The following is a 22,631-nucleotide window of genomic DNA, read 5'->3' as shown; positions in this document are numbered from 1 at the left end:
GGTGGCAGACGCGACTCGTACTCGGCAACGGATCCTCGACGCGGCAACGGCGGAGTTCGCGGCGCGCGGCATCGCCGGAGCGCGGGTGGACCGGATCGCGGAGACTTCCGGTGCGAGCAAGCCGATGCTGTACGCGTACTTCGGCTCGAAGGAGCAGCTCTTCGACGCGGTGTTCCAGGACCACGTCATCGGCAACTCCGATCGCGCGCCCTTCGCCGCTGATGACCTGCCTGGGTACGCCGTGCGCCTCTACGACGACTACCTCACCGACCCGGCGCTGCTGCGCCTCGTGATGTGGAAGCGGCTTGAGCGGGTACAGCAGGGGTACCTCTATGACGGCCTCGAGGACAACGACGCGCGCCACCTCGCCGCCATCTCCGACCAGCAGGCGCGCGGGGTGATCCGCAGCGACATCAGCGCCGAGGACGTGTGGTCGCTGCTGATCAGCACCGCTGCAACCTGGGCGCAGGGGTCGCTCACGGTCGTCGCCACTGGTGACGATGCTGCGACCGTGCATCTTCGGCGACGCGCAGCCCTTGAGGCTGTCGTTCGAGCGGGACTCACGAGCCGCCAGCGCGACTAGACCGTCATTCTGCGCCGGGGCTGCATGGTCACGCGGCAGCTCGTCTCACGCGCACGGGTGTGGGACGTCTCAGGAGCGGAGGAGTGAGACGTCTCGCGCCACGGGATCTGGGCGGTCTCCGCGGCGGGAGCGGCGCCTGGCTCGGTGGTCAATCAGGCGGTCGCAGGCCGTCGCTGAAGATGTCGAGCAGCCGTTCTGCTCGTTCCAGCTCGGGCGGGTGGGCGACGGTGAAGATGCCGATGAGTCCGGCGGCGATGTCGTCCGCGGTGACGTGCTCCCGGATCTGGCCGGCTTCTCGCCCGGCGTCGAGCAGCACGTCGATCGCAGTGAGCAACTCTGTTCGCGTCTGTGCGTGCGCCAGCTCGCCGGCTTCGATCATCGCGGCCATGGTGTCGAGCATGCCGTTCTTGGTCGCGATCCAGTCGCCGAAGAGGTCCATCCACTCGCGGAGAGCCTTGCGAGGTGGAAGGCGAGCAAGGAGTTCCCCAGCTCCTGTCGTCAGACGCTCGACCTGATCGCGGTACACCGCATCCACGAGGGACTCGCGTGTCGGGAAGTGGCGGTACAACGTCGCCACGCCGACTCCTGCCTCCCGCGCGATCGCTCGCATCGAGGTCTCGGCGCCAGCGGTCGCGAGAACGCGCGTCGCCACCTCGAGCAGCTGCTTCCTGTTCCGGGCCGCGTCCGATCTCGGCTCACGTACCTGCGATGACGTCAAACGGAACACGCTCCGGATCTGTGTTACGGTCGCTGGCCGAACGGAACATAGTCCATTTCGGGCTCGTTCTTCGATGCGAGGAGACGTATCCCCATGACTGCTGAGACCCGAGATGTGGCGACGGATCTCGGACGAGCGGTGCAGTTCGTCGAACGATTCGGGGGTCCTGAGGCGCTTCGCGTCGTTGCGGTTCCTGCCCCTCATGCCGCAGCCGGGCAGGTGCGTGTGAAGGTGACGGCGGCGGGCTTGAACCCGATGGACTGGTTCATGACGTCTGATGCGGATACTGCTGCTCGGTTCCGCCTGAGTCTCCCGTCGGGCTTCGGCACGGACTACGCCGGGGTCGTCGACGAAGTCGGTGAGGGCGTGGCGGGGTTCTCCATCGGGGACCGGGTCTTCGGCGGCGCGCTGTCACGGACGGTCGCCGAGTACGTGGTGGTCGAACCGGACGGAGCGATCGCGGTCGGAGGCAGCGCGCATCACACGCCGAAGGCTCTCGACGACCGCACCGCTTCTGCGCTGACCATCGCGGGTTCGACGGCAGCTGCGGCACTGGCAGTCGTGCGGCTCGCTCCGGGCGACACCGTGCTCGTCGGCGGAGCAGGCGGCGGTGTCGGCGTCTTCGTCGTCCAGCTCGCGCGTCTTGCGGGTGCTCGGGTGATCGGTACCGGCTCTGCCGCCTCCGCCGACTCGCTGCGCGACCTCGGCGCCGAGCCGGTGATCTACGGGCCCGGGCTGGCCGATCGGGTGCGTGAGCTCGCGCCCGATGGCGTCACTGCGGCGCTGGACCTGCACGGCACGGACACAGCCGAGGTGGCTCGAGAGCTCGGCGTGTCCGATGCGCGCATCACCACCATCGCCGCACAGATCGACGGCATCGTGCCGGCGAACGGCGCGAACGCGGCTCCCGGCGCCCTCGAGGAGATCGCGCGCCACGTCGCGGAGGGCAGGATCCGCCTGCCGATCGCCGCGACTTTCCCGATGGAGCAGATCGGCGCTGCCGTCGAGCTGCAATCCGGGCGCCATGTCCACGGCAAGGTCGTCGTCGACATCTGACACCGCTGTACGCGACGAGATCGAACGCGTCAGAAGGAAGTCGCAGCGGACGCGCTGCGCCAGAACAACTCGAGACGCGAACCTGATGCCGATGAGCAGGGCATCGGAGCGTCTCGTTCGCACGGTGACTGACACGCGATGCACTCGGAGAGCTGAGCTCACCTCCATCTGTGTCGTCCTGTGCGCACCGCGTCGCTCGGCAGGATGAGCGTCCGGGACGGTCGAGAGGGGCTGGATTGGGGCAGCGCACGATTGATCCGTTGCTGGCCGAGTGGCTTCCGCCGTTGCATCCGTCGCGTGAGAGGGGCGAGCGGGGCGAGTTCGGACCGCAGCCCCTGATCGCAGAAGGCGGCCCGGATGTCATCGTCGAGCCCGCGGGCGACGAGTGGCTCCGCGTCGCGACATGGAGCCGCGGCAACTTCCAAGGGCCCGTCATCGAGGGCAGGTTCGACATCGTTCAGGCATGGATGGTGCTGTTCATGCTGCGCGAGAGGCGTCGCAGCATCGGGCGGCTGGACGACGCCGGGCTCATGCGCGTGCCGTCTTTCGTGCCCGCACCCGATGGCCCACTGTCGGTGGTGCTCGAAGACCAGCACACCGCCCTTCTTGTCGAGGACGGCGAGACCGTGGCTCGGCTGCCGGACTACCCGTTCGAGCGCGGTGGTAGTCCGCAGACCCCGCGCGCGAACGTGTTGACCCACATCGCGTACATCCCGCTCCCCGTCCTGCTCACCCAGTTGGACCTGCCCGCGGGCGGGCCGGGATCCGTGTTCCGCGACTGGTCCGAGAACTGGGGCACCTGGAAGCGGCCGCGGGTCCGGCAGCAAGAACGCGAAGCGGCCCGTCTGCGAGCCGCCGTTCGTGCCCTCACCGGTATCTGAGCTGCGTCGTAGCTGCGCCGGTTCAGAGCGGGGAAGACCGAGGTGTTCGGCGATCGACCGCGCTCGAGAAGCAGTGCGGAAGTCGTATTCCAAGTAGGGGAGCGAGACCGGTTGAGCGTCAGCCAGCCGCGAGGACGTCGGGCGCTTCCCGTCGAGCTTCGTCATCCGAGACGGCCGCCAGGTAGCGCTCGGTCTCAAGCCAGTAGGTCGCGCAGGCAGGGCACCGGCGGACGATCACGTGACTCATCAAGCTCACGCCCACCTCTGGGATGTCGATCGTGTGCGCTCCTGCTCGGCACACGGGGCAGCCCAGCTCCGACTCCATCGCCGAACTCTAAGAGCTGGAATCGTCAGGCAGGTGCTGACGCCTCCCGGCCACCGGTGCTTGTCTCACGAGCACGCGTTTCAGACGCCAGCGCCCTACCGGCGGCCCGGGCTCGCGCCGCCGGTAGGGCTGGTCTCCCGATGTGATTGAGGAGCTGCGTCAGTTGCCGCCGTCGATGGTCAGGTTGATTCCGGTGATCCATTGAGCGCGTTCTGACGCGAGGTAGGCAACCGCCTCAGCGATGTCTTGCGGGTCGCCGAGCCGGCCCAGCGGGATGCTCGGGGTGACGGCATCGAGTGGCAGTCCTTGCGCGTCAGCGACCTCCTGTCGAATCGCGTCCGCTCCAGGGCTGGTGACGGTTCCGGGGGAGATCGCGATCACACGGATGCCTGCGGGAGCGAGTTCCTTCGACAGTGCCCTGCTGTACGCGTTCAGTGCCGCTTTCGCCGCGCCGTAGTGGGCCAGCGGTGGTGGCGTGGTGGCCGCGGCCTTGGACGAGATGTTCACGATCGCTCGCGCGCCCTCCGCTTGAAGCATCCGGGGCAGGAGTGCGTTGGTGACCCGGACTGCGGAGAGGTAGTTCAGTTCGAGCGCGTCGAGCCACTCCTGGTCCGGGATGGTCGCGATACCGCCTGGATGCGCGCGGGCGGCGCCGGCGTTGTTGATCAGGATGTCGATCCCGCCGAGTGCCTCGAGGGCTGCGGAGGTGAACCTGGTGACGCCGTCGATGGAGCTGATGTCTCCGGGGATGAAGATCGCGCCGCTGGGTGTGTCGGCTTGGCTGCGGGCGGTGACGACGACAGTCGCTCCGCCGTCGAGCAGTCGTCGCGCGATGGCGGCGCCGATGCCTCGGGATCCTCCGGTGACGACGACGCGTCGGCCTGCGAACTCGCTGCTGTCGGGCGGGGCGACCGGGCGGAACATGGTGGCCGTCGCCTCAGGCTGCCGGGGTGATGCCGGGGAGGAAGACCAGCCGGCGGCGCATCGCGGTCGCGGCGATCGCTCGGGCGGGGGCGTACTCCGCGGAGTCGTACCAGGTGTGAAGGGTCTCCATGTCGGGCCACTCGACGACCGCAGCGACGATCCCAGCGTCGCCCTCGGCCGCCGTGGGGGCGGCGCCGAGGACCAGGAAGCGGCCGCCGTACTGCTCGACCGTCGGCGGAGTCAGCTCGGAGTAGCGCTGGGCGCCCGCCGGGTCGAGGACCTCGAAGACCTCCGTGATGCTGTAGGCGGGGGTGCGGGCGGTCGTGGTGTCGGACATGAGGTCTCCTCGTGAGGCTGAACGAGCCAGGTGGCCTGGCCCTCGTAACGATGTTGGTCAACATCGATGGGCTCAATGATGTTGACCGACAGTGAATCGTGTCAAGCCGTCGGTGGCACTTGCGGCCAACTTTGATGTTGCTTAACATCAGAACGGGACGAGGTTCACCTCGACCTGCGCCGCAGATCGGCGTCGAGGCGAGCAGGGGGCGGGTATGCCGCGCATCACTCGGGAGCAGAAGCAGCTCAACCGGGACCGGATCGTCAGCGCAGCCAGTCAGGGCTTCAAGCTGCACGGCGTCGACGGCATCGGCATCCAGGACCTGATGGCCACCGCTGGCATGACCAACGGTGGCTTCTACAACCACTTCCCGTCCAAGGAAGCCCTCGTGCTCGAGGTCTACGAGCAGGGCTTCGCCGACTCGCTCGCCGCACTCGGAGCCATCCGAGACGCACATCCCCGCTCTGCCCGTGCCGCGTATGACGCGATGGTCGACGCCTACGTCGCGGCCGATCACCGCGATCACCCGGAGACCGGGTGCCCCTCCGCCGCTCTGCCCGTCGATGCCGGCCGACATGGGGAAGCGCCGCAGGAGGCCTACCGGACCGGGCTCGAGGGGTACATCACGGCGATCACGGCGATCCTGCGCCAACGCGCCGAGCAGGAGGACATCGACCTCTCGCCGTCAGCGGCCCGCACGCAGGCGATCGCGCTGTTCTCGCAGATGGTCGGCGCGGTGATTCTCGCCCGCGCCGTCGCGCAAGCCGACCCAGCGCTCTCCGACGAGGTACTGACCGCGAACCGCAAGCACCTCAAGAGGGACCGACAGAACCCGAGGGCGGTGACGCGAGTCTAGGTCCCGCCGGGGTCGCGCAACGAGGAACCCCGGTCATGCCGGGGGCTGCTCGTGTCCGCGGGCGGTGCAGCGCTCGCAGAAGCGCGCGCGCCGAACGCTCCCTCCTGCGGGCGGGACGTCTGTGCTTGCTCCGCGGCCGATCCGCGACGAAGATGCGAGGCCGGTCCGAGGGAGCTTCGTTGACAAGAATCGCGACGGTCGTCGTACCCGTCACGATCGTGGCGCTCGCTGTGCTCGTCGCCACGGTGGCCGGTCCGCTGGGCTCGACGCGCGACCATCCGGCGACTCCTCCGACGCCCGCGGCGACCCGTCCGGCCGACGCCCGCGTGGTCCCCGTCGCGTCCGACGCCCGCCACCTCGTCTACGGACGGCAGGCGTCCGTGGAGGATCCGACGCCGCAGCGGCAGGAGCGCGACCTGCTGCTCGCGACGGACGCCTCCGGTCGCGTCACGCCGCTTCCCGGCTTCCGCGGCGATCGCTCCAGCGGGTTCTCCCTCGTCGGCGACTCCCTGGTCGAGACCGCGGGCTGGACCAGGTGGACGGAGCGGCGGGTGCGGTACCGGAACCTCTCGACGGGCGCGACGGCGCGGGTCGCGCTGAAGACGACGGATTCCCTGGCGTCCGCCGCTCCCGACGGCTGGGTGGTGCGGCGGATCGGGCAGCCCCGGCCCGACGCCGAGTCCAGCCTGGTCCGGGTGCGGCTCGACGGGTCGGAGGTCGAGCTCGGCGTCCCCTTCCCCGACGCCATCGCCGGCGGTGTCGGCTATGAGATCCAGGTCGGCGACAGCGGCGTGATCGCCTACCCGAAGCAGATCGACGACCTCTGCGCCTCCTCGGAGGTGAAGTTCCAGTCCTGGTCCGACGGGGGGACCTGGCGGACGGTCTTCGTCGGCGCACCGCGGTCCTGCATCTCGTGCGCTGCTGCGGCGGCGAACAGCGTCGCGTGCAGGGTGCTGCAACCGGACGAGGGCCTCGTCACGATCCCGTTGCGCGGCGGATCCCCTCGCTTCGTGACGGACGACCAGCCGGAACGCTGCCAGACGGTCGACTTCGCGTCGTGGGACGACGGCCTGGTCGCGATCGAGACGAGCGACGAAGGTCCCTGCACCGAGGGCCTCGTGTACCGGTTCGGGCAGGACGGCGAGGTCGCGATCTCGACGACCCGGTACGGGACGTCCGGCTCCGTCCGCATCGGCCTCGGCCGGATCATCGTGACCGACGGCCGGCAGCACGCGGTCTTCGGTCTCGACGGAGCGACCCTCGACCCGCGGACGCTCGTCCGCGCGTGAGACGCGGCCTGTTCGAGTCGAGGATCGCGGCCGAGCCGCACCGTCGACCGGCCGGGCCGTTCGCGCAGCCGATCCAGGGCGGCCCCCTCGTGCGGCGGTGACGGGAGTTCGCGGGACGGCTCCGGGCGACGGGACGACCGTGCCAGGATCACGCGGACTCGCTGACCTCCGACCACTGCTCCCAGCCGGCCAGTCGCTGCTCGAGGATGCCGCGAGCGACCTGCAGGGCCTGCGCGCCGAGGACGACTCGTCGCGGTGCCTCCTCCGCATCGACGATCGCGAGGAGGGCCCGCGCCGCGGCATCCGGCGAACCGCTGGCTGAATCGCCGCGCCGCGCAGCGGCGGCCGCCCGCATCTCGTCGTACGGGGGCAGCGGAGCCGATCGGATCGCCGACGGCCCCGACCAGTCCGTCTCGTAGCCGCCCGGCTCGACGATCGTGACGCCGATGCCGGCTCCGGCGACCTCGACCGCCATGGACTCGGAGAACGCCTCGAGCGCCCATTTCGACGCGTGGTAGGCGCCGAGGTTCGCGAATGCGCCGATGCCGCCCAGGCTGGAGATCTGGACGATCCGGCCGCCGCCCTGCGCGCGCATGATCGGGAGGGCCGCCTGCGAGATCCACAGCGGGCCGTAGAGGTTGGTGGCCAGCTGCGCCTGCACCTCCGTCGTCGAGAGCTCCTCGACCGCACCGAAGTGCCCGTAGCCGGCGTTGTTGACGACCACGTCCAAGCGGCCCAGCCGAGCCGCGGCCTCGCGCACGGCCGCCCGTGCGGCCGTCTCGTCCGTGACGTCGAGCCGGAGCGGGAGCACGCGGTCGCCGTACCGCGTGCCCAACGCGTCCAGCGCAGCGGTGTCGCGCGCCGTCGCGGCGACCCGGTCGCCGCGCTCGAGCGCCGCAGTGGCGAAGGCGCGGCCCAGGCCGCGGCTCGCTCCGGTGATCAGCCAGTTCGTCATCGTGCTCCTTCGGTGAGGTGGAGGACGGTGCTTCCGCCCTCGTCTGCGAGGTCGTGGAGGGCGTCGGCGACGTCCTCGGGGCGATGCCCGTCCGCTCCGACGGGACCGACGACCGCGACGTGCGCCACAGCGACTCCGCGGCCGCTCAGATCGCGCCGCAGGACGTCGATGTACGCCGTCTGCGCCGCCGTGTAGACGGCGGGGGAGGCCCGCTCCGGACTCGGATGGAGGGCGCCGGAACCGGTCGTGAACAGCAGCCGGCCCGATCCCCGCGCCAGCATCCCGGGCAGCACCGCGCGCACGGTCGTGGCGGCACCGCCCACGACGAGCGCGAGGGCCGTCAGCAGGTCCTCCGCGTCGGTCGCCGCAGCCCGCTTGATCGTGGCGACCGGCGGGAGCGGGCTGAAGCACGCCGTGTCGATGCCCCCGAGCTCCGCGATGATCCGGCCGATGGCCGCGCGCAGCGCCGTCGGGTCCGACGCGTCGGCCGCCGCGGACGCGACGGTCCGCCCCTCCAGCCGCAGGGTCTCCGTCATCGCCCGCAGGCGGACCTCGTCGCGGGCGATCAGTCCGACCGGAACGCCGCCGAAGCGCCGCGCCACGGCCATGCCGACTCCCGGACCTGCGCCGACGACGAGCAGAGCGCCGGTGTGCGTGCTGTCCTCCATGGCCTCCACCGTCCATCGGCTCCGCCGGCGGGGGAACGCCCTGCCGCACCCGGGTGCACCGCACCCCCTTTACCCTCGGCACGTGCCGTCCGCCCTCGGAGAGTTCCTGCAGGCCGCTCGCGATCGCGTGCGACCGGCGGACGTCGGTCTGTCGGAGGGGGAGCGGCGGCGGGTGCCGGGCCTGCGGCGCGAGGAGGTCGCGATGCTCGCCGGCGTGAGCGTCGACTACTACATGCGGCTCGAGCAGGGGCGCGAGACCGCCCCGTCGGGCGCCGTCGCGGCCGGCGTGGGGCGCGCCCTCCGCCTCGACGAGCACGGTCTCGGTCATCTCTACCGCCTCGCGGGGCTGACGCCGCCGCGCGCTGGCGCCACCGACGAGCGGGTGGAGGACGACCTGCTCGGGCTCCTGGGCGACTGGCGCGCGCATCCCGCGTTCGTGCTGGGCCAGGCGTTCGACGTCCTCGCTGCGAACCCGCTCGCCGAAGCCCTGTTCCTCGGCTTCCCGGGCACCCGCAACCTGCTCGAGTCGACCTTCCTCGTACCGGAGATGCGAGGGCTGTACTCCGACTGGGACGTCGTCGCGCGGAACACCGTCGCAGGCTTCCGCATCCTGCACGCCGCTCAGCCGGCCGACGACCGCATCCGACGCGTGCTCGATCGTGTCGGGGCGGACGCCGATTTCCGCGCGATGTGGGCGGACCGGCTCGTGGTCGGCCGCCGCCTCGAGTCGAAGACGTTCCATCACCCGCACGGCGGCGAGATCGACCTGCGCATCCAGACCTTCGACGTGCGGGCGGCACCGGGCCAGGAGCTCGTCGTCTACCGCGCGGTCACCGACGCCTCCCGGGCGGGGCTCGCGCTCCTCAACGATCGGAACGGTTGACGCTGTTCCATCACGTGCGCGGCGCCGGGATCACCGCGCGCTCGACCACTGCCCCGACGCCCGCAGGGCGCGCATCACCCGCGTCGAGATCTCCCGGAGCTGCTTCTGCTGCGACCGTGTCGTCGTCTCCAGCACCAGGCGGCGGACGTTCCGGACGTGCACCGGTGTCGCCAGCTCGAACCGGCGCAGGCCCTCGTCCGTCAGGACCGCGAGCGTGGACCGGCCGTCCGTCGGATCGGCCGAGCGGTGGACCCAGCCTCGTGACTCGAGTCGACCGACCGCGCGGGAGAGGCGGCTCAGCGTGCTGTTGGCGTACCCGGCCAGGACGCTCATGCGCAGCGTCCGCTCGTCGGCGTCGGCGAGCGCGAACAGGACGCCGTACTCGAAGTGCGTGATCCCGAAGCCCTGCTGCAGCGGTGCGTCGAGCGCGGGCGGCAACCACTCCAGCATCGTCGCGAAGGCGGCCCAGGTCTCGAGGTCCTCGCCGCGGAGGGCGATGTCGTGGTCGTCCGGCACCGTCGCAGGATAGCGAACTGGTTGCTCGGGCAAGTCAGGTAGGTTCCTGTTCGCTTGCTCGAGCAAGAATCAGGAGGATTCGACATGGATCTGGGGCTGCAGGACAGGACCGCCTTCATCAGCGGTTCCACGCAGGGGATCGGCTTCGCCGTCGCCCGCGCGCTGGCATCGGAGGGCGCACGAGTCACCCTCAACGGCCGCGACGCGGAGCGGCTGTCCACCGCGGTGGCGCGGCTGAGGCAGGAGGTGCCGGGGGCGGTCGTCTCCGGCGCGGTCGCGGACTTCGCCGACGACGGGCAGGTCGAGGACCTCCTCGCCGGGCTCGACGACGTGGATGTGCTCGTCAACAACGTCGGTCTCTTCGACATCGCGCCGCTCGAGGCCATCGCTGACGACGGATGGCGTCGGTACTTCGACGTCAACGTCCTGAGCGGGGTGCGCCTGTCCCGCCGCGTGCTGCCGGGGATGATCTCGCGCAGATGGGGGCGGATCGTCTTCATCGCCAGCGAATCGGGGGTCGACGTCCCGGCCGACATGCTGCACTACGGCGCCACCAAGGCCGCGACGCTCGCGTTCGCGAACGGGCTCGCCAAGCGGACCAGGGGGACGGCGGTGACCGTGAACTCCGTCCTCGGCGGTCCGACGTACTCCGACGGCGTCGCCCGGGCGGTCGAACGGCTCGCATCGGACCAGGGCCTCGCCGTCGAGGACGTGAAGGCGGCGATCGCGGGAAGCCGCCCGAGCCTGATCGAGCGCTTCATCGAGCCGGCGGAGGTGGCCAACCTGGTGCTCTACCTGGCGAGCGCGGCGTCCTCGGCGACGAACGGCGCGGCGCTCCGAGCCGAAGGCGGCGTGCTCCCGACCGTGCTCTGATCGGTCGGTCGTCTGCGGCGCGCCCGCCGACGAGCGGAGGACCCGTTCGACTCGTCAGCGGGTGCGCCGCCGCTCGGCGTCGAGCAGGGCGAGCGAGACGTCCCAGAGTCGCTCCGCCGCGACGGGGTCCAGGGCCCAGTCCCGCACGCCGTGCAGGCCGTCGAGGACCTCCGGCACGATCTCGGCCTCGCGGCAGTCCTCGAAGTACCGGCCGCCGACGCCGCTCAGCTCGGGCGCGGTCGCCAGCAGCACCGAGGTCGCCGCGCCCTGCTGCGGGGTCTTCACGACGTCGGTGGCGCGCGCCTGCTCGCGCCGCAGGACCTCCGGGTCCCAGTGCTGCTGCAGGTTGGTCCAGATCCCGCCCGGCATGCAGGCGTTCGCCGTGATCCCGTCGCCGGCCCAGCGCTGCCAGGCCCCGACCGCGAACAGCACGTTCGCGGTCTTCGACTGCCCGTACGCCTCCGACGGGTCGTACGGGCGTCGGAGGAAGAAGAGGTCCTCGAAGACGACGGGGGAGTCGTTGCTGCCCGTCGACGCGACGGACACCACCCGGGCGTCGTCCGCATCCCGGAGCGCGTCGTGCAGACCGGTGGCCAGCGCGAAGTGCCCGAGGTGGTTCGTCGCGAACTGCAGCTCCCAGCCGGCGGACGTGTACCGCTCCGGCGTCGCCATGATCCCGGCGTTGTTCACGAGGACGTGCAGCGGGCCCGACCAGCGGTCCACGAACCGGTCGACCGACCCGAGGTCGTCGAGCACGAGCTCCTGCACGGCGACCGCGGTGCTGCCCGTCGACCGGCGGATGTCCTCCGCCACGCGCTCGCCGGCCTCCGGCCGACGGACCGCGAGCACGACCCGCGCCCCCGCGGAAGCGAGCGCCCGGGCGGTCTCGACCCCGATGCCGGACGACGCCCCGGTGACCACCGCCACCCGGCCGTCGAGGTCGACGCCGTCGACGACCTCCTGCGCGCTCGATCCGGCCGTCAGCCCTCGGATCCCGGTGATGCGGGTCATGATCCCTCCTCCGTCCGCGCAGCCCGGTCCGCCGGATCGGCAGCCCGGAGGCGGTTCTGCTCCTGAAGTCGTTCCGTCGTGAACGCGGCGGCGGCCGTCCGCCGCAGCGCTCGGCGTCGCCGCTCGCGGACCTCGGGCGGATCGTCCGCGGTCGCCGTGATGTTGATCGAGGCCTGGGCCCAGGTGCCGGCCAGCGCGACGGCCATGCAGAACAGGTCGACCGGCGCGACGTCGTCCACCAGCGCGCCGCTGCGCTGGCCGTCGGCGACCCGGTCCAGGACCTCGGGGGAGATCCCGCCGTGCCGCGCGTAGAGGTCGCCGTGCGGCGTGCGCTCCAGCCGTGCCCAGGTCCCGAGCCGGATGAGGTCCGGCTCCCGCAGGTAGTAGTCGGCGATGTCGACCACCCAGTCCGCGAAGTCCTCGACCCGCAGCGGGACGGCCGCGAGGTTCGCCTCCACGAAGGCGTCGAAGACGCGGTCGAACAGGGCTTCCTTGCTGCCGAAGTAGTGGTAGATCTGCGCCTTGTTCGCCTCGGCGCGCTCCGCGATCCGGTCGACGCGCCCTCCGGCGAGCCCGTGCTCCGCGAACTCCTCCGACGCGGCGGCGATGATCCTTCGCCTCGTCGCATCCGCATTCCGTTCCATGAGCACTATCTAACCGGTTGGTTGACAAGTTGTCCAGACCGGGCGCACACTCCTCGTCGACCAGGCAGGAGCACCATGGACACCACCGTCGCGCTGTTCGACCAGACCAGCGGAGCCCTCGCAGAGGCTCCGGAGCCGAGCGTCCCCGCGGCGAGATCAGGCGCCCATCGCCTGATCGCGATCGCGCTCGCCGGCCTCGGAGGCGGATGAGCTGCGCAGCGCGCTCCGACGGCCGGATGGTTGGCTGCACGCATGGAGCTGCGAGACCTCGAGACGTTCGTCGTCGTCGCGGAGGAGCTGCACTTCGCCCGCGCCGCAGCGCGGCTGCACGTCGTGCCCGCCGCCGTCACGCAGCGGATCCAGCTGCTCGAGCAGGACTTCGGGGTCCAGCTCTTCTCCCGGTCGAGCCGGCGGGTCGCGATGACCGCCGCGGGGCTGCAGCTGGTCGAGGCGGCGCGCGATGCGCTGGCACGGGTCGACGCCATGCGCGAGCTCGCGGCGGACCTCTCGGGGGCGGCCGCGACGAAGCTGTCCGTCGCGGTCGGGCCGAACCTCAGCGCCTTCCTCGGCCCGATCCTGGCGCGTCTGACGGAGTCGGTGCCGGCGCTGCAGCCCACCGGTCGGTCGATGTGGAGCGACGAGGCGGCCTCGGCGGTCCAGCGCGGCGAGGTCGACGCGGCGATCCTCCGCGGTCCGGTGCTGCGCAGCGGTCTCGACGAGCTCGTCGTCGGCGAGACGATCGACACCCTCCTCGCGATCCCCGACTCGGACCCGCTGGCCCGCGTCGAGAGGCCGCTGACCCGCGGCGACCTCGACGGGCGACCGGTGCTGCTGACCGACCGGGCCGTCGCCCCCGGGCTGCACGACCGGATCGTCGCGTGGTTCGCCGACGCCGACGCCCACCCGCGCTGGCGGTCGCACCGGATGCAGAGCCACGAGCTGCTGCTGCCGTTCGTCGCGATCAGCGGCGCGACGGCGCTCGTGCACGACCACATGACGAGCGCGGCGCCCCACGGCGTCAGCATCCGCGCGCTGGCGGAACCCGGGCCGAGGAGCCCGGTCCTGCTGGTCACGCGCTCGGGCGACCGGTCCGGGCCTGTCCGCGCGCTGCGTGGAGCCGCGGTGGAATCGCAGCGGTCCCGCGAAACGACCGCTCCAGCTGCGGTCGTTCACGAGGAGTGAACGACCGCTCTCGATCCGGTGCTCGATCGCTCGGCCCCGAACGGGTTGGCTCGGCGGGTGCGCGCCTCGACCCCGGATGACGCCGGTCACCCCTGGCGTGCCGTGGTCGTCCTCGCCTTCGGGGCGTTCGCCGTCGGGACCGGCCTCTTCGCGCTCAGCGGCGTGCTACCGGAGGCGGCGCGCGACCTCGACGTCTCGACCGCCGCCGTCGGCCAGGCGGTGACGGTCTTCGCCGTCGTCTACGCGGTGGGCGCCCCGCTGCTCGCGGCCCTCGCGGGTCGCTTCGCCCTGAAGCCGGTCCTGCTCGTCGCCCTCGTGCTGCTCGTGGTCGGCAACCTCCTGACCGCCGCGGCGCCCGACCTCCCCCTGCTGCTCGCGAGCCGGGTCGTCGCCGCGCTCGGTGCCGCGCTCTACACGCCGGCGGCCCTCGGTGCCGCCGCCGCGCTCGTCGGGCCGGACCGCGCGGGCGCTGCGCTCGCCGTGGTGCAGGGCGGGCTGAACGGCGCCCTCGCCGTCGGCGTGCCGATCGGCCTCGGGATCTCGGGGCTCTCGACCTGGCGGAGCGCGCTGCTCGTCGTCGCCGTGCTCGGCGTGCTCGCCGCGGTCGGCGTCGCCGTCGGGACGCGCTCGCTGCCGCGGGCCCGCGCCGTGCGGCCGGCCGCCGTGCTGGCGCTGGCGCGGTCGGGGCCGGCGCTGCTCGTGCTCCTCGTCACCGTGCTCGTCGTCGCCGCGGGGATCAGCGCCTACACCTACGTCTCGGAGATCCTCGGCGCGACGGTGCACGCGAGCGGCGCGGCGCTGCTGCTCCTGCTGATCGTCTACGGGCTCGGCGCGTTCGGCGGCACCCTCGCTGCCGGGCCCCTCGTCGACCGGTTCGCGCCGCGCGGCGTCCTCCTCGCCACGATCGCGCTCCAGGCCGTCGTGCTCGCGCTCGTCCCCGTGCTACGCACGCCGCTCGTCGCGATCCCGCTGGTGCTGCTCTGGGGTGCGACGTTCACGGCGTCGACGCCGCCGCAGCAGGTCCGCGTCATCGAGCTGGCGCCGGACAGCCCGACGGTGGCCGTCAGCCTGAACTCGTCGAGCATCTACGCGGGGCAGGGCCTCGGCGCGGTGATCGGCGGCCTGGTGCTCGGCAGCGGTCTCGCGGCCTCCTCGCTCCCGTTCGTCTCCGCGGGCATCGCGGTCGTGGGGCTGCTCGTCGCGCTCGTCCGGCCGCGAGCGCGGCCGGACGTCGCCGAGGTGCCGGCGGCATGAGCCGGACCGCACGACGCCCCGACCGCGCAGGCAGCAGACATCGGAACGAGAGGCAGTGCGCATGACCGACTTCCCTGAGAGCAGCTCCGCGACGGGCGCGCCCGCGCTCGTGCAGCGCTCCTTCACGACGCCGCGGCACTCGACGGCGTTCCTGGAGAGCGGCCCCGTCGACGGGCCGCTGCTGATCCTCCTTCACGGGTGGCCGAGCATCGGATTGATCTGGCGCGCGCAGCTGGAGGCGTTCGCCGCCGACGGCTGGCACTGCGTCGCTCCCGACCTGCGCGGGTTCGGCGCCTCGTCCGCCCCGGCCGACCGTGCCGAGTACACGATCGAGGAGGTCGTGACGGACATGGTCGAGCTCCACGACCACCTCGGCGGGGCGCCGGCGGTCTGGGCGGGGCACGACTGGGGGAGCGTCGTGGCGGGCGCGGTCGCCGCGCACGAGCCCGACCGTGCGCGCGCCGTGGTGCTGGTGTCCCTGGCCTATCAGCCGAGCGGCCACGCCCTCGACACGATCGTGCCCCTGGTCGATCGCTCCATCTACCCGGCGGACGAGTACCCCGACGGGCAGTGGGACTACTACCGCTTCTACACGACCGACTTCGAGACGGCCGTCGGCGACCTCGACGCCGACCCGGCGGCGTCGCTCGCATCGATCTACCGCGCGGGCGATCCCGCAGCGGTCGGACGGGTCGCGCCTCACGCGCTCGTCACCCGGAACCACGGTCGGTTCGGGTCGGCGCACCGCGCGCCGGCCACCCCTCCCGACCCCTCGCTGTGGCCGCCCGCCGACTTCGAGCGGCTGGTCGACGATTTCACCGCGACCGGGTTCGGTCCGTCGTCGGCCTGGTACGTCAACGACGACGCGGACCTCGCCTACGCGCGCCGGGCGCCGGAGGGCGGGCGCCTGCGCCAGCCCGTGCTCTTCGTGAACGGCGCGTGGGACGTGATCTGCACCGTCGTCGGCAACCGGCAGGGCGACCCCATGCGCGACGCGTGCGCGGACCTCACCGTCGTGGACCTCGAGTCCGGGCACTGGTCGCCCCTCGAGCGCAAGGTCGGGCTCGTCGACGTGATGCGGACCTGGTTCCGCGACCGGGGCCTGCGCCCGGACGACGGCGCGCGGGCCTCGTAGCCGCCCGTACGCCGCCGTCGGTCGTGCAGGAGCGGGCCCTCAGGAGCCGGGTGCGGCCGTCGGGGACCGGGCGACGTCCCGATCGAGCAGGGCGATGAACCGGCGGAAGGCGTCGTCCGCCCGGGGTGCGTCGTCGGTCGCCTCGAGGTCGGCGAGGAGCCCGCGGATGACGGCGAGCACGAGCGTCGCGTCCTCGGCCCGTCCGATGCTGCCGAGCCCCTGCTCGAGGGGGCCGAGCCAGTCCGTCGTCGCGATCCGGCGGAAGCCCGGCCACAGGCGCTGCTCGGCGTCCTGGCGCAGCGCGTTGAAGATCCGCAGGTACGGCTGCCCCGACGGGCCCGTCATGCTCGCCCACGCCCGCTCGAGCACGGCCGTGTACGGCTCGTCGTCACGAGGGCGCAGCAGCGCCGTGTACATGGCGACCTGACGGCTCCGCGCCGCGGCGAGCACCGCACGGAACAGGTCGTCGCGGGTGCCGAAGTGGTAGAGCAGCATGCGCGGCGACGTCCCCGTCTCGGCCGCGAACTCGTCCAGACCGTCCGGCAGCCCGTGCGCGAGCGCGTAGTCCGTGCACCGCTCGAGCAGCTGCTCCTTGATCTCCGGCTGCGCGCGTCGCCCCATGGCGGACCATGCTCGCAGCAGCAGGCGAGGGGGCCGCACGGCGGCGAGCGGGCGTCGTAATTGTTGTAATGTGCATTACGTCAATCTCAGCGCCCGGTCCCGGGCGGCGCGGCAGGAGGAGCAGGCGATGGCGGACCAGCACGCCCTTCCCCGGCCCGATCCGGACGCCGACGAGGTCGTCGTCCGCGTCTACCGCGCCTACTCCGCGCAGCGGCTCGACGAGCTCCTCGGCCTCGTCACGACGGACGTCGACTGGCCGGACGGGAACGCCCGCCTGCACGGGCGCGCGGCGCTCCGGGCCTACTGGACCGAGCAGTGGTCCCGCACCCGCACCGAGGACGTCCCGATCGGCGTCGCGCGGGTCGACGACCGCACGAGCGCCGTGCTGATCGACCAGGTCGTGCGGGGCCTCGCGGGCGAGGTGCGCAGCCGCGCCAGGGTCCTGCACGTCCTCCGCTTCGACGACGGGCGCATCGCCCGTCTCGACATCGTGCCGCTCGCCCCGCGGCCGGCACGGCCCGCCCCCAATCCCTCCAGCGACAGCGAGGAAGCACGATGACCGAGATCCTGTTCGTCCACGGCGCCCTGGTCCGCGACGGCGCCTGGTGGTGGCGCCACGCCGCCGAGCGCGTGCAGCATCGCACCGGGGCTCCGAGCCGCGCGGTCGCGCTGCCGTCCTGCGGCGAGACGGACGCGCCGGCGGGCTCCGCCGGTCTCCTGGAGGACGCGGCGGCCCTGCACCGGGCGCTCGACGAGGTCGAGGGCACGGCCCTGGTCGTCGGGCACTCCTACGGCGGCACGGTGATCGCGGAGGGAGCGGCGCACCCGGCCGTCGCCCACCTGCTCCACATCAGCTCGTACCTGCCGGACGTCGGGTCGTCGCAGGGCGGGATCATGGCCGACGAGCGGGACCCGGTCTCGATCGCGCCGGGGAGCGACGGCACCGTGCGCGTGGCCGGCTACGACGAGCGGTCCTTCGCCGCGCGCTTCCTGCAGGACGTCGCGGACCCCGGCGAGCGGGCGGGCGCATGGAGCCGCGTCGTGCCGCAATCCGCCTCCGCCTTCGTCACGCCGACGACGCGCGCGGCGTGGCAGGACGTGCCGTCGACCTATCTGGTCTGCGCCGACGACCGGACCACGTCGGTGGAGCTGCAGCGCGCGCACGCCGCCCGCGCGACGCATCGGGTCGAGCTGCCGACGGGGCACCACCCCTTCCTCTCGCAGCCCGACCTGGTCGCGGACGAGATCGTCCGGATCCTCGCTTCGGCGGCCTGAGGCCCGCGCTCAGGAGCCCAGCAGCCGCTCGACCACCGAGCGTGCGGCGATGCCGAGGCTGTGCCGGTACCGGGCGCGGTCCTCCGCGGCCGGCCGGCCGGCCGCGAGCGCGTGCAGTGCCTCAGCGCCGCTGATCTGGCGCGCCGCGGCCATGCCCTGAAGCAGGACGAGCGCGTCGACGACCAGCGCCTCGTCCTGCGGTCCCGGGCTGCCGGGCGACAGCGCGCCGAACTTGCCGCGGTAGAGGTCGTCGTTGTCCGGGCCCAGGTCGGGCCGCTCGAGCTGGCGCCACGCGCTCAGGCGCGCCGCCTCGGGATGGGACTCGAGGTGGTCGAAGAGTCGGACCGCGTAGCCGGGCAGGTCGTCCTCGGTGATGGGCACCTCGGCGGTCAACCGCGACAGCACGGCGTGCAGGGCTGCGCTGAACAGGCCCTCCTTGTCGCCGAAGTGCACGTAGATCATCCGCTTGTTCGCGCCGGACATCGCCGACACGCGTTCGATCCGGCCGCCGCGGTAGCCGAACTCCGAGAACTCCGCGATGGCCGCTCGCAGGATCGACGCCCTCGTCGCCGCCGCGTCTCCCGCCACCCCTGGACTGTAGTGCGAGCGGTTCCGGTGTCGATCGCGGATCGACCCTGGAGTACAGTGACTTTGGTAAACGCTTGGTTACCTACGGTCAGGAGCGGCACGTGCGGACATGGACATCGAATGAGATCCCCGATCAGCGCGGCCGGACCGCCGTGATCACCGGAGCGAACGCGGGGCTCGGCGCAGTCGCCGCCCGGCGGCTGGCGGCCCGCGGAGCCTCCGTGGTCCTGGCTGCGCGGCGGCTCGACGCGGGACGCGCCGCGGCGGAGGCCATCCGGGCCGAGCTCCCGTCGGCGCGGATCGAGGTCCGCGAGCTCGACCTCGCCTCGCTCGACTCCGTCCGCGGGTTCGCCGAGGGTGTTCGACGCGATCTCGACCAGGTGGACCTGCTCATCAACAACGCGGGCACCATGCGCGGTCCGTTCCGCCGCTCGGCCGACGGGCACGAGCTGCAGCTCGCCGTCAACCACCTCGGACACTACGCGCTCACCGGGCTGCTGCTCCCGCTCCTGACCGAGGTGCCGGGCTCCCGGGTCGTGGTGCTCAGCTCGACCGAGCACCGGTTCGGGCGGCTCGACCTCGATCGTCTGGACGACGAGGCCGGGTACGACTCCCGGCGCGCGTACCAGCGGGCGAAGCTGGCGAACACCGTGTTCGGGCTCGAGCTCCACCGTCGCCTGGTCGAGCACGGGTCGCGGACCATCGCGGTCCTCGCCCACCCCGGCATCGCGAAGACGACGCTCGCGCGGAACGGCGCCACGGCGGCCGAGCGCCTGCTCGTGCGCTCGGTGACCGCGCTGCTCGGACAGTCGGCGGAGGAGGGGGCCAGGGCCGAGCTCTTCGCGGCGACCGATCCGTCGGTCCGCGGTGGCGCCTTCTTCGGGCCGACCGGGCGCGGTGAGGCCCGGGGCCCGGTGGGGGAGGTCGCGCCAGGTCTCGTCGCGCTCGAGACCGGCCTCGGGGAGCAGCTCTGGCACGTCTCCGAACGCCTCACCGGCGTGCGCTACCTCGACTCGGTCGCGGCCTGAGCGCGAGCTCGGCCGCGGAGTCCCCGCGTTGACGCCGGTGCGCCCGACCCGGGTCAGATCCGTGGTGTCGCGTCGACGACCGCCCGGATGCCGTCCGCGTAGTCGATCGGCCGCTCCCACGCGTCGAAGTGGCCGCCACCGGCCGCCGTCCGCCAGATCCGGATGTCGAAGAAGCGGTCGGCGAACCGACGCGGCGCGCTCACGATGTCGCGCGGGAAGAGCGTGAAGCCGACCGGTGAGGGCGCGCGGCCCGGCTGCGACCGGTGCGCGTAGGGCGCGAACGACGTCCCGATGGTGCCGGTGACCCAGTAGGCCGTGACCCAGTCGAGGAGGTCGGTCGAGCTGAAGGCCGGCGACCGGTCGTCCGACCACGTCGTCAGCTTCTCGACGATCCACGCCAGGAGCCCCACGGGGGAGTCGCCCAGTCCGATCGCCAGGGTGTTCGGCCGCGTCGACTGCTGATGGTCGTAGGCGCCCTCCTCGGCGTGCCAGCGCTGCACGCGCTGCAGGTACGCGGCCTCGTCCGCGTCGAGGTCCGTCGGCGGATCGACGAGCGCGTGGTGGTGGGAGAGGTCCGTCAGGTGCAGGGCCGCGACGTGCTCCGGATGCGACCAGGCCATGGCCTCGGCGACGTCGGTACCGACGTCCCCGGCCGACACGACGTACCGTTCGTGACCGAGCCGGGCCATCGCGGCGACCACCGCCTCGCCGATGTCCGCAGCGGAGGCGGGCGACGCGGCGCGGACGGGTGCGGCGAAGGGGTAGCCGGGCAGCGCCGGGATCACGACGTGGACGTCCCGCAGCGCCGGCAGGACCTTCTCGAACCGCATGACGGAGTCGGGCCAGCCGTGCAGGAGCACGACGACCGGTGCCGCGTCCGATGCCGCGGGCCGGTCGACCACGCGGAGCGGCACGGCCGCATCGTCGATGAGCGCCCAGGGGAGCGCCCGGACGCGGTGCTCGAAGGGACGCCAGTCGTAGCGGTGCTCCCACTCGTCGAGCAGGCGCTCGAGGAGGGCCGGGTCGACGCCGAGCCGCCGGTCGCGCTCGGGCAACAGGTCGACGCGCCGGAAGGCGGACACGCGGCGCCGCAGGTCCTCGAGCACGCGCTCGTCGGTGCTCGGCGGCGCTGCGTCCGCGCCGGCTCGAGGACGATCGGGCGCGGTCATGCGGCGTCGGTCAGCTCGGCGACCTCGGCGTCCGTGAGCCGGAGCGAGGCGCTGCGGAGGTTCTCCTCCAGATGCGCGACCTTCGAGGTCCCCGCGATCGGCAGGGTCACGGGCGAGACCGCCAGCAGCCAGGCGATCGCCACCTGGCCCCGCGTCGCGTCGTGCTCGTCGGCGATGCGGCGGAGGGCGCCGTCGGTGGGGAGCGCGCCCTGCGCGACGGGTGCGAACGGGATGAAGCCGATGCCCTGCGCCTCGCAGAGCGCGAGGACCTCGGCGGATGAGCGGTCGGCGACGTTGAACCGGCTCTGGACCGTCGCGATCGTCGCGACCTGCTGGGCGGCGGCGAGCTGATCGGGTGTCACCTGCGACAGGCCGATGTCGACGATCTTGCCCTCCTGCTGCAGCAGCGCGAGCTCGCCGACCTGGTCCTCCAGCGGCACCCGGGGGTCGATGCGGTGCAGCTGGAAGAGATCGATGTGGTCGAGCCCGAGCCGTCGGAGGCTCATCAGCGCCTGCTGCCGGAGGTACTCGGGCCTGCCGACCGGTGGCCAGGCGGCCGGCCCGAGCCGCTTCGGACCGTCCGGACCATCGATCACGTCGGGTCCGTTCCTGGTGAGCCCGGCTTTCGTCGCGATCAGGACCTCGTCCGAGTACGGCGCGAGCGCCTCCGCGATGATCTCCTCGGCGACGAAGGGCCCGTACGAGTCGGCGGTGTCGATCAGCCGGATCCCGAGCTCGACCGCGCGCCGGAGCACGGCGACGCATTCCGCGCGGTCGTCCGGCGGCCCCCAGATCCCGCGGCCGGTGAGCCGCATGGTGCCGAAGCCGAACCGCGGCACCGTCTTGCCGGCGATGGTGGATCCGCCGACGTCGGTCAGGAGCTGGTTCATGGTCGGTCCTCACTCTTCGGTTAAGGGGCGGTCGGCGACCCGATCGGTCGCCGCGAGCAGGCGGAGCACCGCCGCCGCGACGGCGGCGGGCTGCTCGAGGGGCACGAGGTGCGCCGCGTCGGCGACCGTCTCGATCTCGCCGGCGCCGAGCGCGACCCGCAGCCGTTCGGCGCCGATGGCGAAGTCGGGCATGTCGTCGGCGCCGTGCAGGATCACGGCGGGCGCGACGACGCGCTCGGCCCAGCTGTCGTCGTCGAGCGGGTCGTCCTCGAGGCGCGGCGCGGGGTCGTCCGACCGCCTCAGGAGGTCCCTCCGCAGTGCGGCGGCGAGCACCTGTCGGGGCCCGCGCCCGCTCCACGGCGACAGCCAGGCGTTCAGCCCGGCGTCGACCGCGGCGTCCAGGTCGTCCGCGTCGAGCGCTCGACGCTCGGCCGCCCACGCGTCCCGCAGCCGCGGGCTCGCCGGCTGGTCGTGACGCCGGTAGCCCATCAGGACGAGACCCGAGACGCGCTCCGGCGCGGTCACCGCGACCTGCAGCGCGGTCTGCGCGCCGAGGGAGTTGCCGACGAGGAGCGCGCGGGCCACCCCGACGGCGTCGAGCGTGTCGGTGACGTCGCGCCACGGTGCGGACGGCGCCGTCGCATCCACGGGGCTGGCGCCGAAGCCGGCGAGGTCGGGCGCGATGACCCGGTGTCCTGCAGCCGCCAGGACGGCGGACACCGCGGTCCACTGCCTGCGGTCCGCGGGACGGGCGTGCAGCAGCACCACCGGCGAGCCGACCCCCTCGTCGCCGGTCTCGAGGATCACGGCCGTGCGCTCCGCGTCGGCGCCGACGCGAGGTCGCGGGACGCTCCTGTGCTGAACCGGACGGACATGCGTGCTCCTCGTCGTGGACGGTGCTCGGGTCGAGCGCTCGGTCGTCGCCGCGCGGTCCGTCGGCTCGAACGACTGTCGCGAAACGGCGGCCGGA

Annotated in this window: 28 protein-coding genes; 14 read left to right on the top strand and 14 right to left on the bottom strand. The window is 72.6% G+C overall.

Annotated elements, in window-relative coordinates; genetic code table 11:
• The first annotated feature begins 1 nt into the window (after position 1).
• On the top strand, positions 2-583 hold the full coding sequence (locus tag D1781_RS14650; protein WP_119482952.1) for a TetR family transcriptional regulator: 582 nt from the start codon (positions 2-4) through the stop codon (positions 581-583).
• Between the two features lie 148 nt (positions 584-731).
• Here D1781_RS14650 and D1781_RS18090 read toward each other — a convergent pair whose 3' ends face one another.
• Positions 732-1,505, bottom strand: a complete 774-nt coding sequence (locus D1781_RS18090; protein ID WP_199706623.1) for a TetR/AcrR family transcriptional regulator — start codon at positions 1,503-1,505, stop codon at positions 732-734.
• On the opposite strand from D1781_RS18090, the gene D1781_RS14640 reads away from it, so the two are divergent.
• Both D1781_RS14640 and D1781_RS14635 read left to right on the top strand, forming a co-directional pair.
• Positions 1,395-2,357: an NADP-dependent oxidoreductase gene (locus tag D1781_RS14640; protein ID WP_119482951.1), complete on the top strand. Its 963-nt coding sequence runs from the start codon at positions 1,395-1,397 to the stop codon at positions 2,355-2,357. The two genes, D1781_RS18090 and D1781_RS14640, sit on opposite strands and share 111 nt — an antisense overlap.
• A gap of 236 nt (positions 2,358-2,593) precedes the next feature.
• A complete protein-coding gene (locus tag D1781_RS14635) occupies positions 2,594-3,238 on the top strand; it encodes a hypothetical protein (protein WP_119482950.1) in 645 nt (214 codons plus the stop codon).
• 118 nt (positions 3,239-3,356) lie between these two features.
• Here D1781_RS14635 and D1781_RS14630 read toward each other — a convergent pair whose 3' ends face one another.
• The 3 genes from D1781_RS14630 to D1781_RS14620 all read right to left on the bottom strand — a co-directional run bounded on the left by D1781_RS14630 (position 3,357) and on the right by D1781_RS14620 (position 4,824).
• Positions 3,357-3,563 carry a hypothetical protein gene (locus D1781_RS14630; protein ID WP_119482949.1) on the bottom strand — a complete coding sequence of 69 codons (207 nt, stop codon included), beginning with the start codon at positions 3,561-3,563 and terminating at the stop codon, positions 3,357-3,359.
• A 159-nt stretch (positions 3,564-3,722) separates the two neighbouring features.
• On the bottom strand, positions 3,723-4,487 hold the full coding sequence (locus D1781_RS14625) for an oxidoreductase (protein WP_119482948.1): 765 nt from the start codon (positions 4,485-4,487) through the stop codon (positions 3,723-3,725).
• A gap of 13 nt (positions 4,488-4,500) precedes the next feature.
• On the bottom strand, positions 4,501-4,824 hold the full coding sequence (locus D1781_RS14620; RefSeq protein ID WP_119482947.1) for a DUF1330 domain-containing protein: 324 nt from the start codon (positions 4,822-4,824) through the stop codon (positions 4,501-4,503).
• 214 nt (positions 4,825-5,038) lie between these two features.
• Between D1781_RS14620 and D1781_RS14615 the strand changes: the two genes are divergently transcribed.
• On the top strand, positions 5,039-5,680 hold the full coding sequence (locus D1781_RS14615; protein WP_119482946.1) for a TetR/AcrR family transcriptional regulator: 642 nt from the start codon (positions 5,039-5,041) through the stop codon (positions 5,678-5,680).
• Between the two features lie 179 nt (positions 5,681-5,859).
• The gene (locus D1781_RS14610) at positions 5,860-6,969 is read left to right on the top strand and encodes a hypothetical protein (RefSeq protein ID WP_147392111.1); all 1,110 of its coding nucleotides are present in this window, start codon (positions 5,860-5,862) and stop codon (positions 6,967-6,969) included.
• A 148-nt stretch (positions 6,970-7,117) separates the two neighbouring features.
• On the opposite strand, the gene D1781_RS14605 is transcribed toward D1781_RS14610, so the two are convergent.
• Together D1781_RS14605 and D1781_RS14600 are read right to left on the bottom strand one after the other, a co-directional pair.
• A complete protein-coding gene (locus D1781_RS14605; RefSeq protein WP_119482944.1) occupies positions 7,118-7,924 on the bottom strand; it encodes an SDR family NAD(P)-dependent oxidoreductase in 807 nt (268 codons plus the stop codon).
• Complete coding sequence (locus D1781_RS14600) at positions 7,921-8,592, bottom strand: SDR family NAD(P)-dependent oxidoreductase (RefSeq protein ID WP_119482943.1); 672 nt, start codon at positions 8,590-8,592, stop codon at positions 7,921-7,923. The genes D1781_RS14605 and D1781_RS14600 overlap by 4 nt, the downstream gene beginning before the upstream one ends.
• An 82-nt stretch (positions 8,593-8,674) precedes the next feature.
• Between D1781_RS14600 and D1781_RS14595 the strand changes: the two genes are divergently transcribed.
• Entirely contained in the window at positions 8,675-9,475 is an 801-nt protein-coding gene (locus D1781_RS14595) for a helix-turn-helix domain-containing protein (protein ID WP_233551366.1), read from the top strand.
• 30 nt (positions 9,476-9,505) lie between these two features.
• On the opposite strand, the gene D1781_RS14590 is transcribed toward D1781_RS14595, so the two are convergent.
• Positions 9,506-9,991 (bottom strand): MarR family winged helix-turn-helix transcriptional regulator, encoded by a 486-nt coding sequence (locus D1781_RS14590; protein ID WP_233551364.1) that lies wholly within the window; start codon positions 9,989-9,991, stop codon positions 9,506-9,508.
• A gap of 84 nt (positions 9,992-10,075) precedes the next feature.
• Between D1781_RS14590 and D1781_RS14585 the strand changes: the two genes are divergently transcribed.
• Positions 10,076-10,864, top strand: a complete 789-nt coding sequence (locus D1781_RS14585; RefSeq protein ID WP_119482941.1) for an SDR family NAD(P)-dependent oxidoreductase — start codon at positions 10,076-10,078, stop codon at positions 10,862-10,864.
• Positions 10,865-10,918: 54 nt separating this feature from the next.
• Here D1781_RS14585 and D1781_RS14580 read toward each other — a convergent pair whose 3' ends face one another.
• Both D1781_RS14580 and D1781_RS14575 read right to left on the bottom strand, forming a co-directional pair.
• Complete coding sequence (locus D1781_RS14580) at positions 10,919-11,875, bottom strand: SDR family NAD(P)-dependent oxidoreductase (protein WP_119482940.1); 957 nt, start codon at positions 11,873-11,875, stop codon at positions 10,919-10,921.
• Positions 11,872-12,519, bottom strand: a complete 648-nt coding sequence (locus D1781_RS14575) for a TetR/AcrR family transcriptional regulator (RefSeq protein WP_119482939.1) — start codon at positions 12,517-12,519, stop codon at positions 11,872-11,874. The genes D1781_RS14580 and D1781_RS14575 overlap by 4 nt, the downstream gene beginning before the upstream one ends.
• A gap of 75 nt (positions 12,520-12,594) precedes the next feature.
• On the opposite strand from D1781_RS14575, the gene D1781_RS18085 reads away from it, so the two are divergent.
• From D1781_RS18085 to D1781_RS14560, 4 genes are all read left to right on the top strand, one after another.
• Positions 12,595-12,729 carry a hypothetical protein gene (locus tag D1781_RS18085; RefSeq protein ID WP_267899802.1) on the top strand — a complete coding sequence of 45 codons (135 nt, stop codon included), beginning with the start codon at positions 12,595-12,597 and terminating at the stop codon, positions 12,727-12,729.
• Positions 12,730-12,771: 42 nt separating this feature from the next.
• Positions 12,772-13,701 carry a LysR family transcriptional regulator gene (locus D1781_RS14570; RefSeq protein WP_119482938.1) on the top strand — a complete coding sequence of 310 codons (930 nt, stop codon included), beginning with the start codon at positions 12,772-12,774 and terminating at the stop codon, positions 13,699-13,701.
• A gap of 57 nt (positions 13,702-13,758) precedes the next feature.
• Positions 13,759-14,955 (top strand): MFS transporter, encoded by a 1,197-nt coding sequence (locus D1781_RS14565; protein WP_158590116.1) that lies wholly within the window; start codon positions 13,759-13,761, stop codon positions 14,953-14,955.
• Between the two features lie 61 nt (positions 14,956-15,016).
• On the top strand, positions 15,017-16,090 hold the full coding sequence (locus tag D1781_RS14560) for an alpha/beta hydrolase (protein WP_119483382.1): 1,074 nt from the start codon (positions 15,017-15,019) through the stop codon (positions 16,088-16,090).
• Positions 16,091-16,129: 39 nt separating this feature from the next.
• On the opposite strand, the gene D1781_RS14555 is transcribed toward D1781_RS14560, so the two are convergent.
• Complete coding sequence (locus D1781_RS14555; protein ID WP_119482936.1) at positions 16,130-16,711, bottom strand: TetR/AcrR family transcriptional regulator; 582 nt, start codon at positions 16,709-16,711, stop codon at positions 16,130-16,132.
• A gap of 127 nt (positions 16,712-16,838) precedes the next feature.
• On the opposite strand from D1781_RS14555, the gene D1781_RS14550 reads away from it, so the two are divergent.
• Both D1781_RS14550 and D1781_RS14545 read left to right on the top strand, forming a co-directional pair.
• Positions 16,839-17,270 carry a nuclear transport factor 2 family protein gene (locus D1781_RS14550; RefSeq protein WP_158590115.1) on the top strand — a complete coding sequence of 144 codons (432 nt, stop codon included), beginning with the start codon at positions 16,839-16,841 and terminating at the stop codon, positions 17,268-17,270.
• Positions 17,267-17,986: an alpha/beta fold hydrolase gene (locus tag D1781_RS14545; RefSeq protein ID WP_119482934.1), complete on the top strand. Its 720-nt coding sequence runs from the start codon at positions 17,267-17,269 to the stop codon at positions 17,984-17,986. Before D1781_RS14550 ends, D1781_RS14545 begins: the two co-directional genes overlap by 4 nt.
• A 9-nt stretch (positions 17,987-17,995) precedes the next feature.
• On the opposite strand, the gene D1781_RS14540 is transcribed toward D1781_RS14545, so the two are convergent.
• Entirely contained in the window at positions 17,996-18,574 is a 579-nt protein-coding gene (locus D1781_RS14540; RefSeq protein WP_119482933.1) for a TetR family transcriptional regulator, read from the bottom strand.
• Positions 18,575-18,675: 101 nt separating this feature from the next.
• Between D1781_RS14540 and D1781_RS14535 the strand changes: the two genes are divergently transcribed.
• Complete coding sequence (locus D1781_RS14535; protein ID WP_119482932.1) at positions 18,676-19,602, top strand: oxidoreductase; 927 nt, start codon at positions 18,676-18,678, stop codon at positions 19,600-19,602.
• 53 nt (positions 19,603-19,655) lie between these two features.
• Here D1781_RS14535 and D1781_RS14530 read toward each other — a convergent pair whose 3' ends face one another.
• Genes D1781_RS14530 through D1781_RS14520 form a run of 3 tightly spaced genes read right to left on the bottom strand, consistent with a single transcriptional unit; the run spans position 19,656 to position 22,468 of the window.
• Positions 19,656-20,771: an epoxide hydrolase family protein gene (locus tag D1781_RS14530; RefSeq protein WP_119482931.1), complete on the bottom strand. Its 1,116-nt coding sequence runs from the start codon at positions 20,769-20,771 to the stop codon at positions 19,656-19,658.
• Positions 20,768-21,661 carry an aldo/keto reductase gene (locus D1781_RS14525; RefSeq protein ID WP_119482930.1) on the bottom strand — a complete coding sequence of 298 codons (894 nt, stop codon included), beginning with the start codon at positions 21,659-21,661 and terminating at the stop codon, positions 20,768-20,770. The genes D1781_RS14530 and D1781_RS14525 overlap by 4 nt, the downstream gene beginning before the upstream one ends.
• Positions 21,662-21,670: 9 nt before the next feature.
• A complete protein-coding gene (locus D1781_RS14520) occupies positions 21,671-22,468 on the bottom strand; it encodes an alpha/beta fold hydrolase (protein ID WP_119482929.1) in 798 nt (265 codons plus the stop codon).
• Positions 22,469-22,631: the final 163 nt, after the last annotated feature.

The sequence above is a fragment of the Amnibacterium setariae genome, assembly GCF_003581425.1.
Lineage (GTDB): Bacteria > Actinomycetota > Actinomycetes > Actinomycetales > Microbacteriaceae > Amnibacterium > Amnibacterium setariae.
This window is presented reverse-complemented; position numbering and strand designations above follow the sequence as displayed.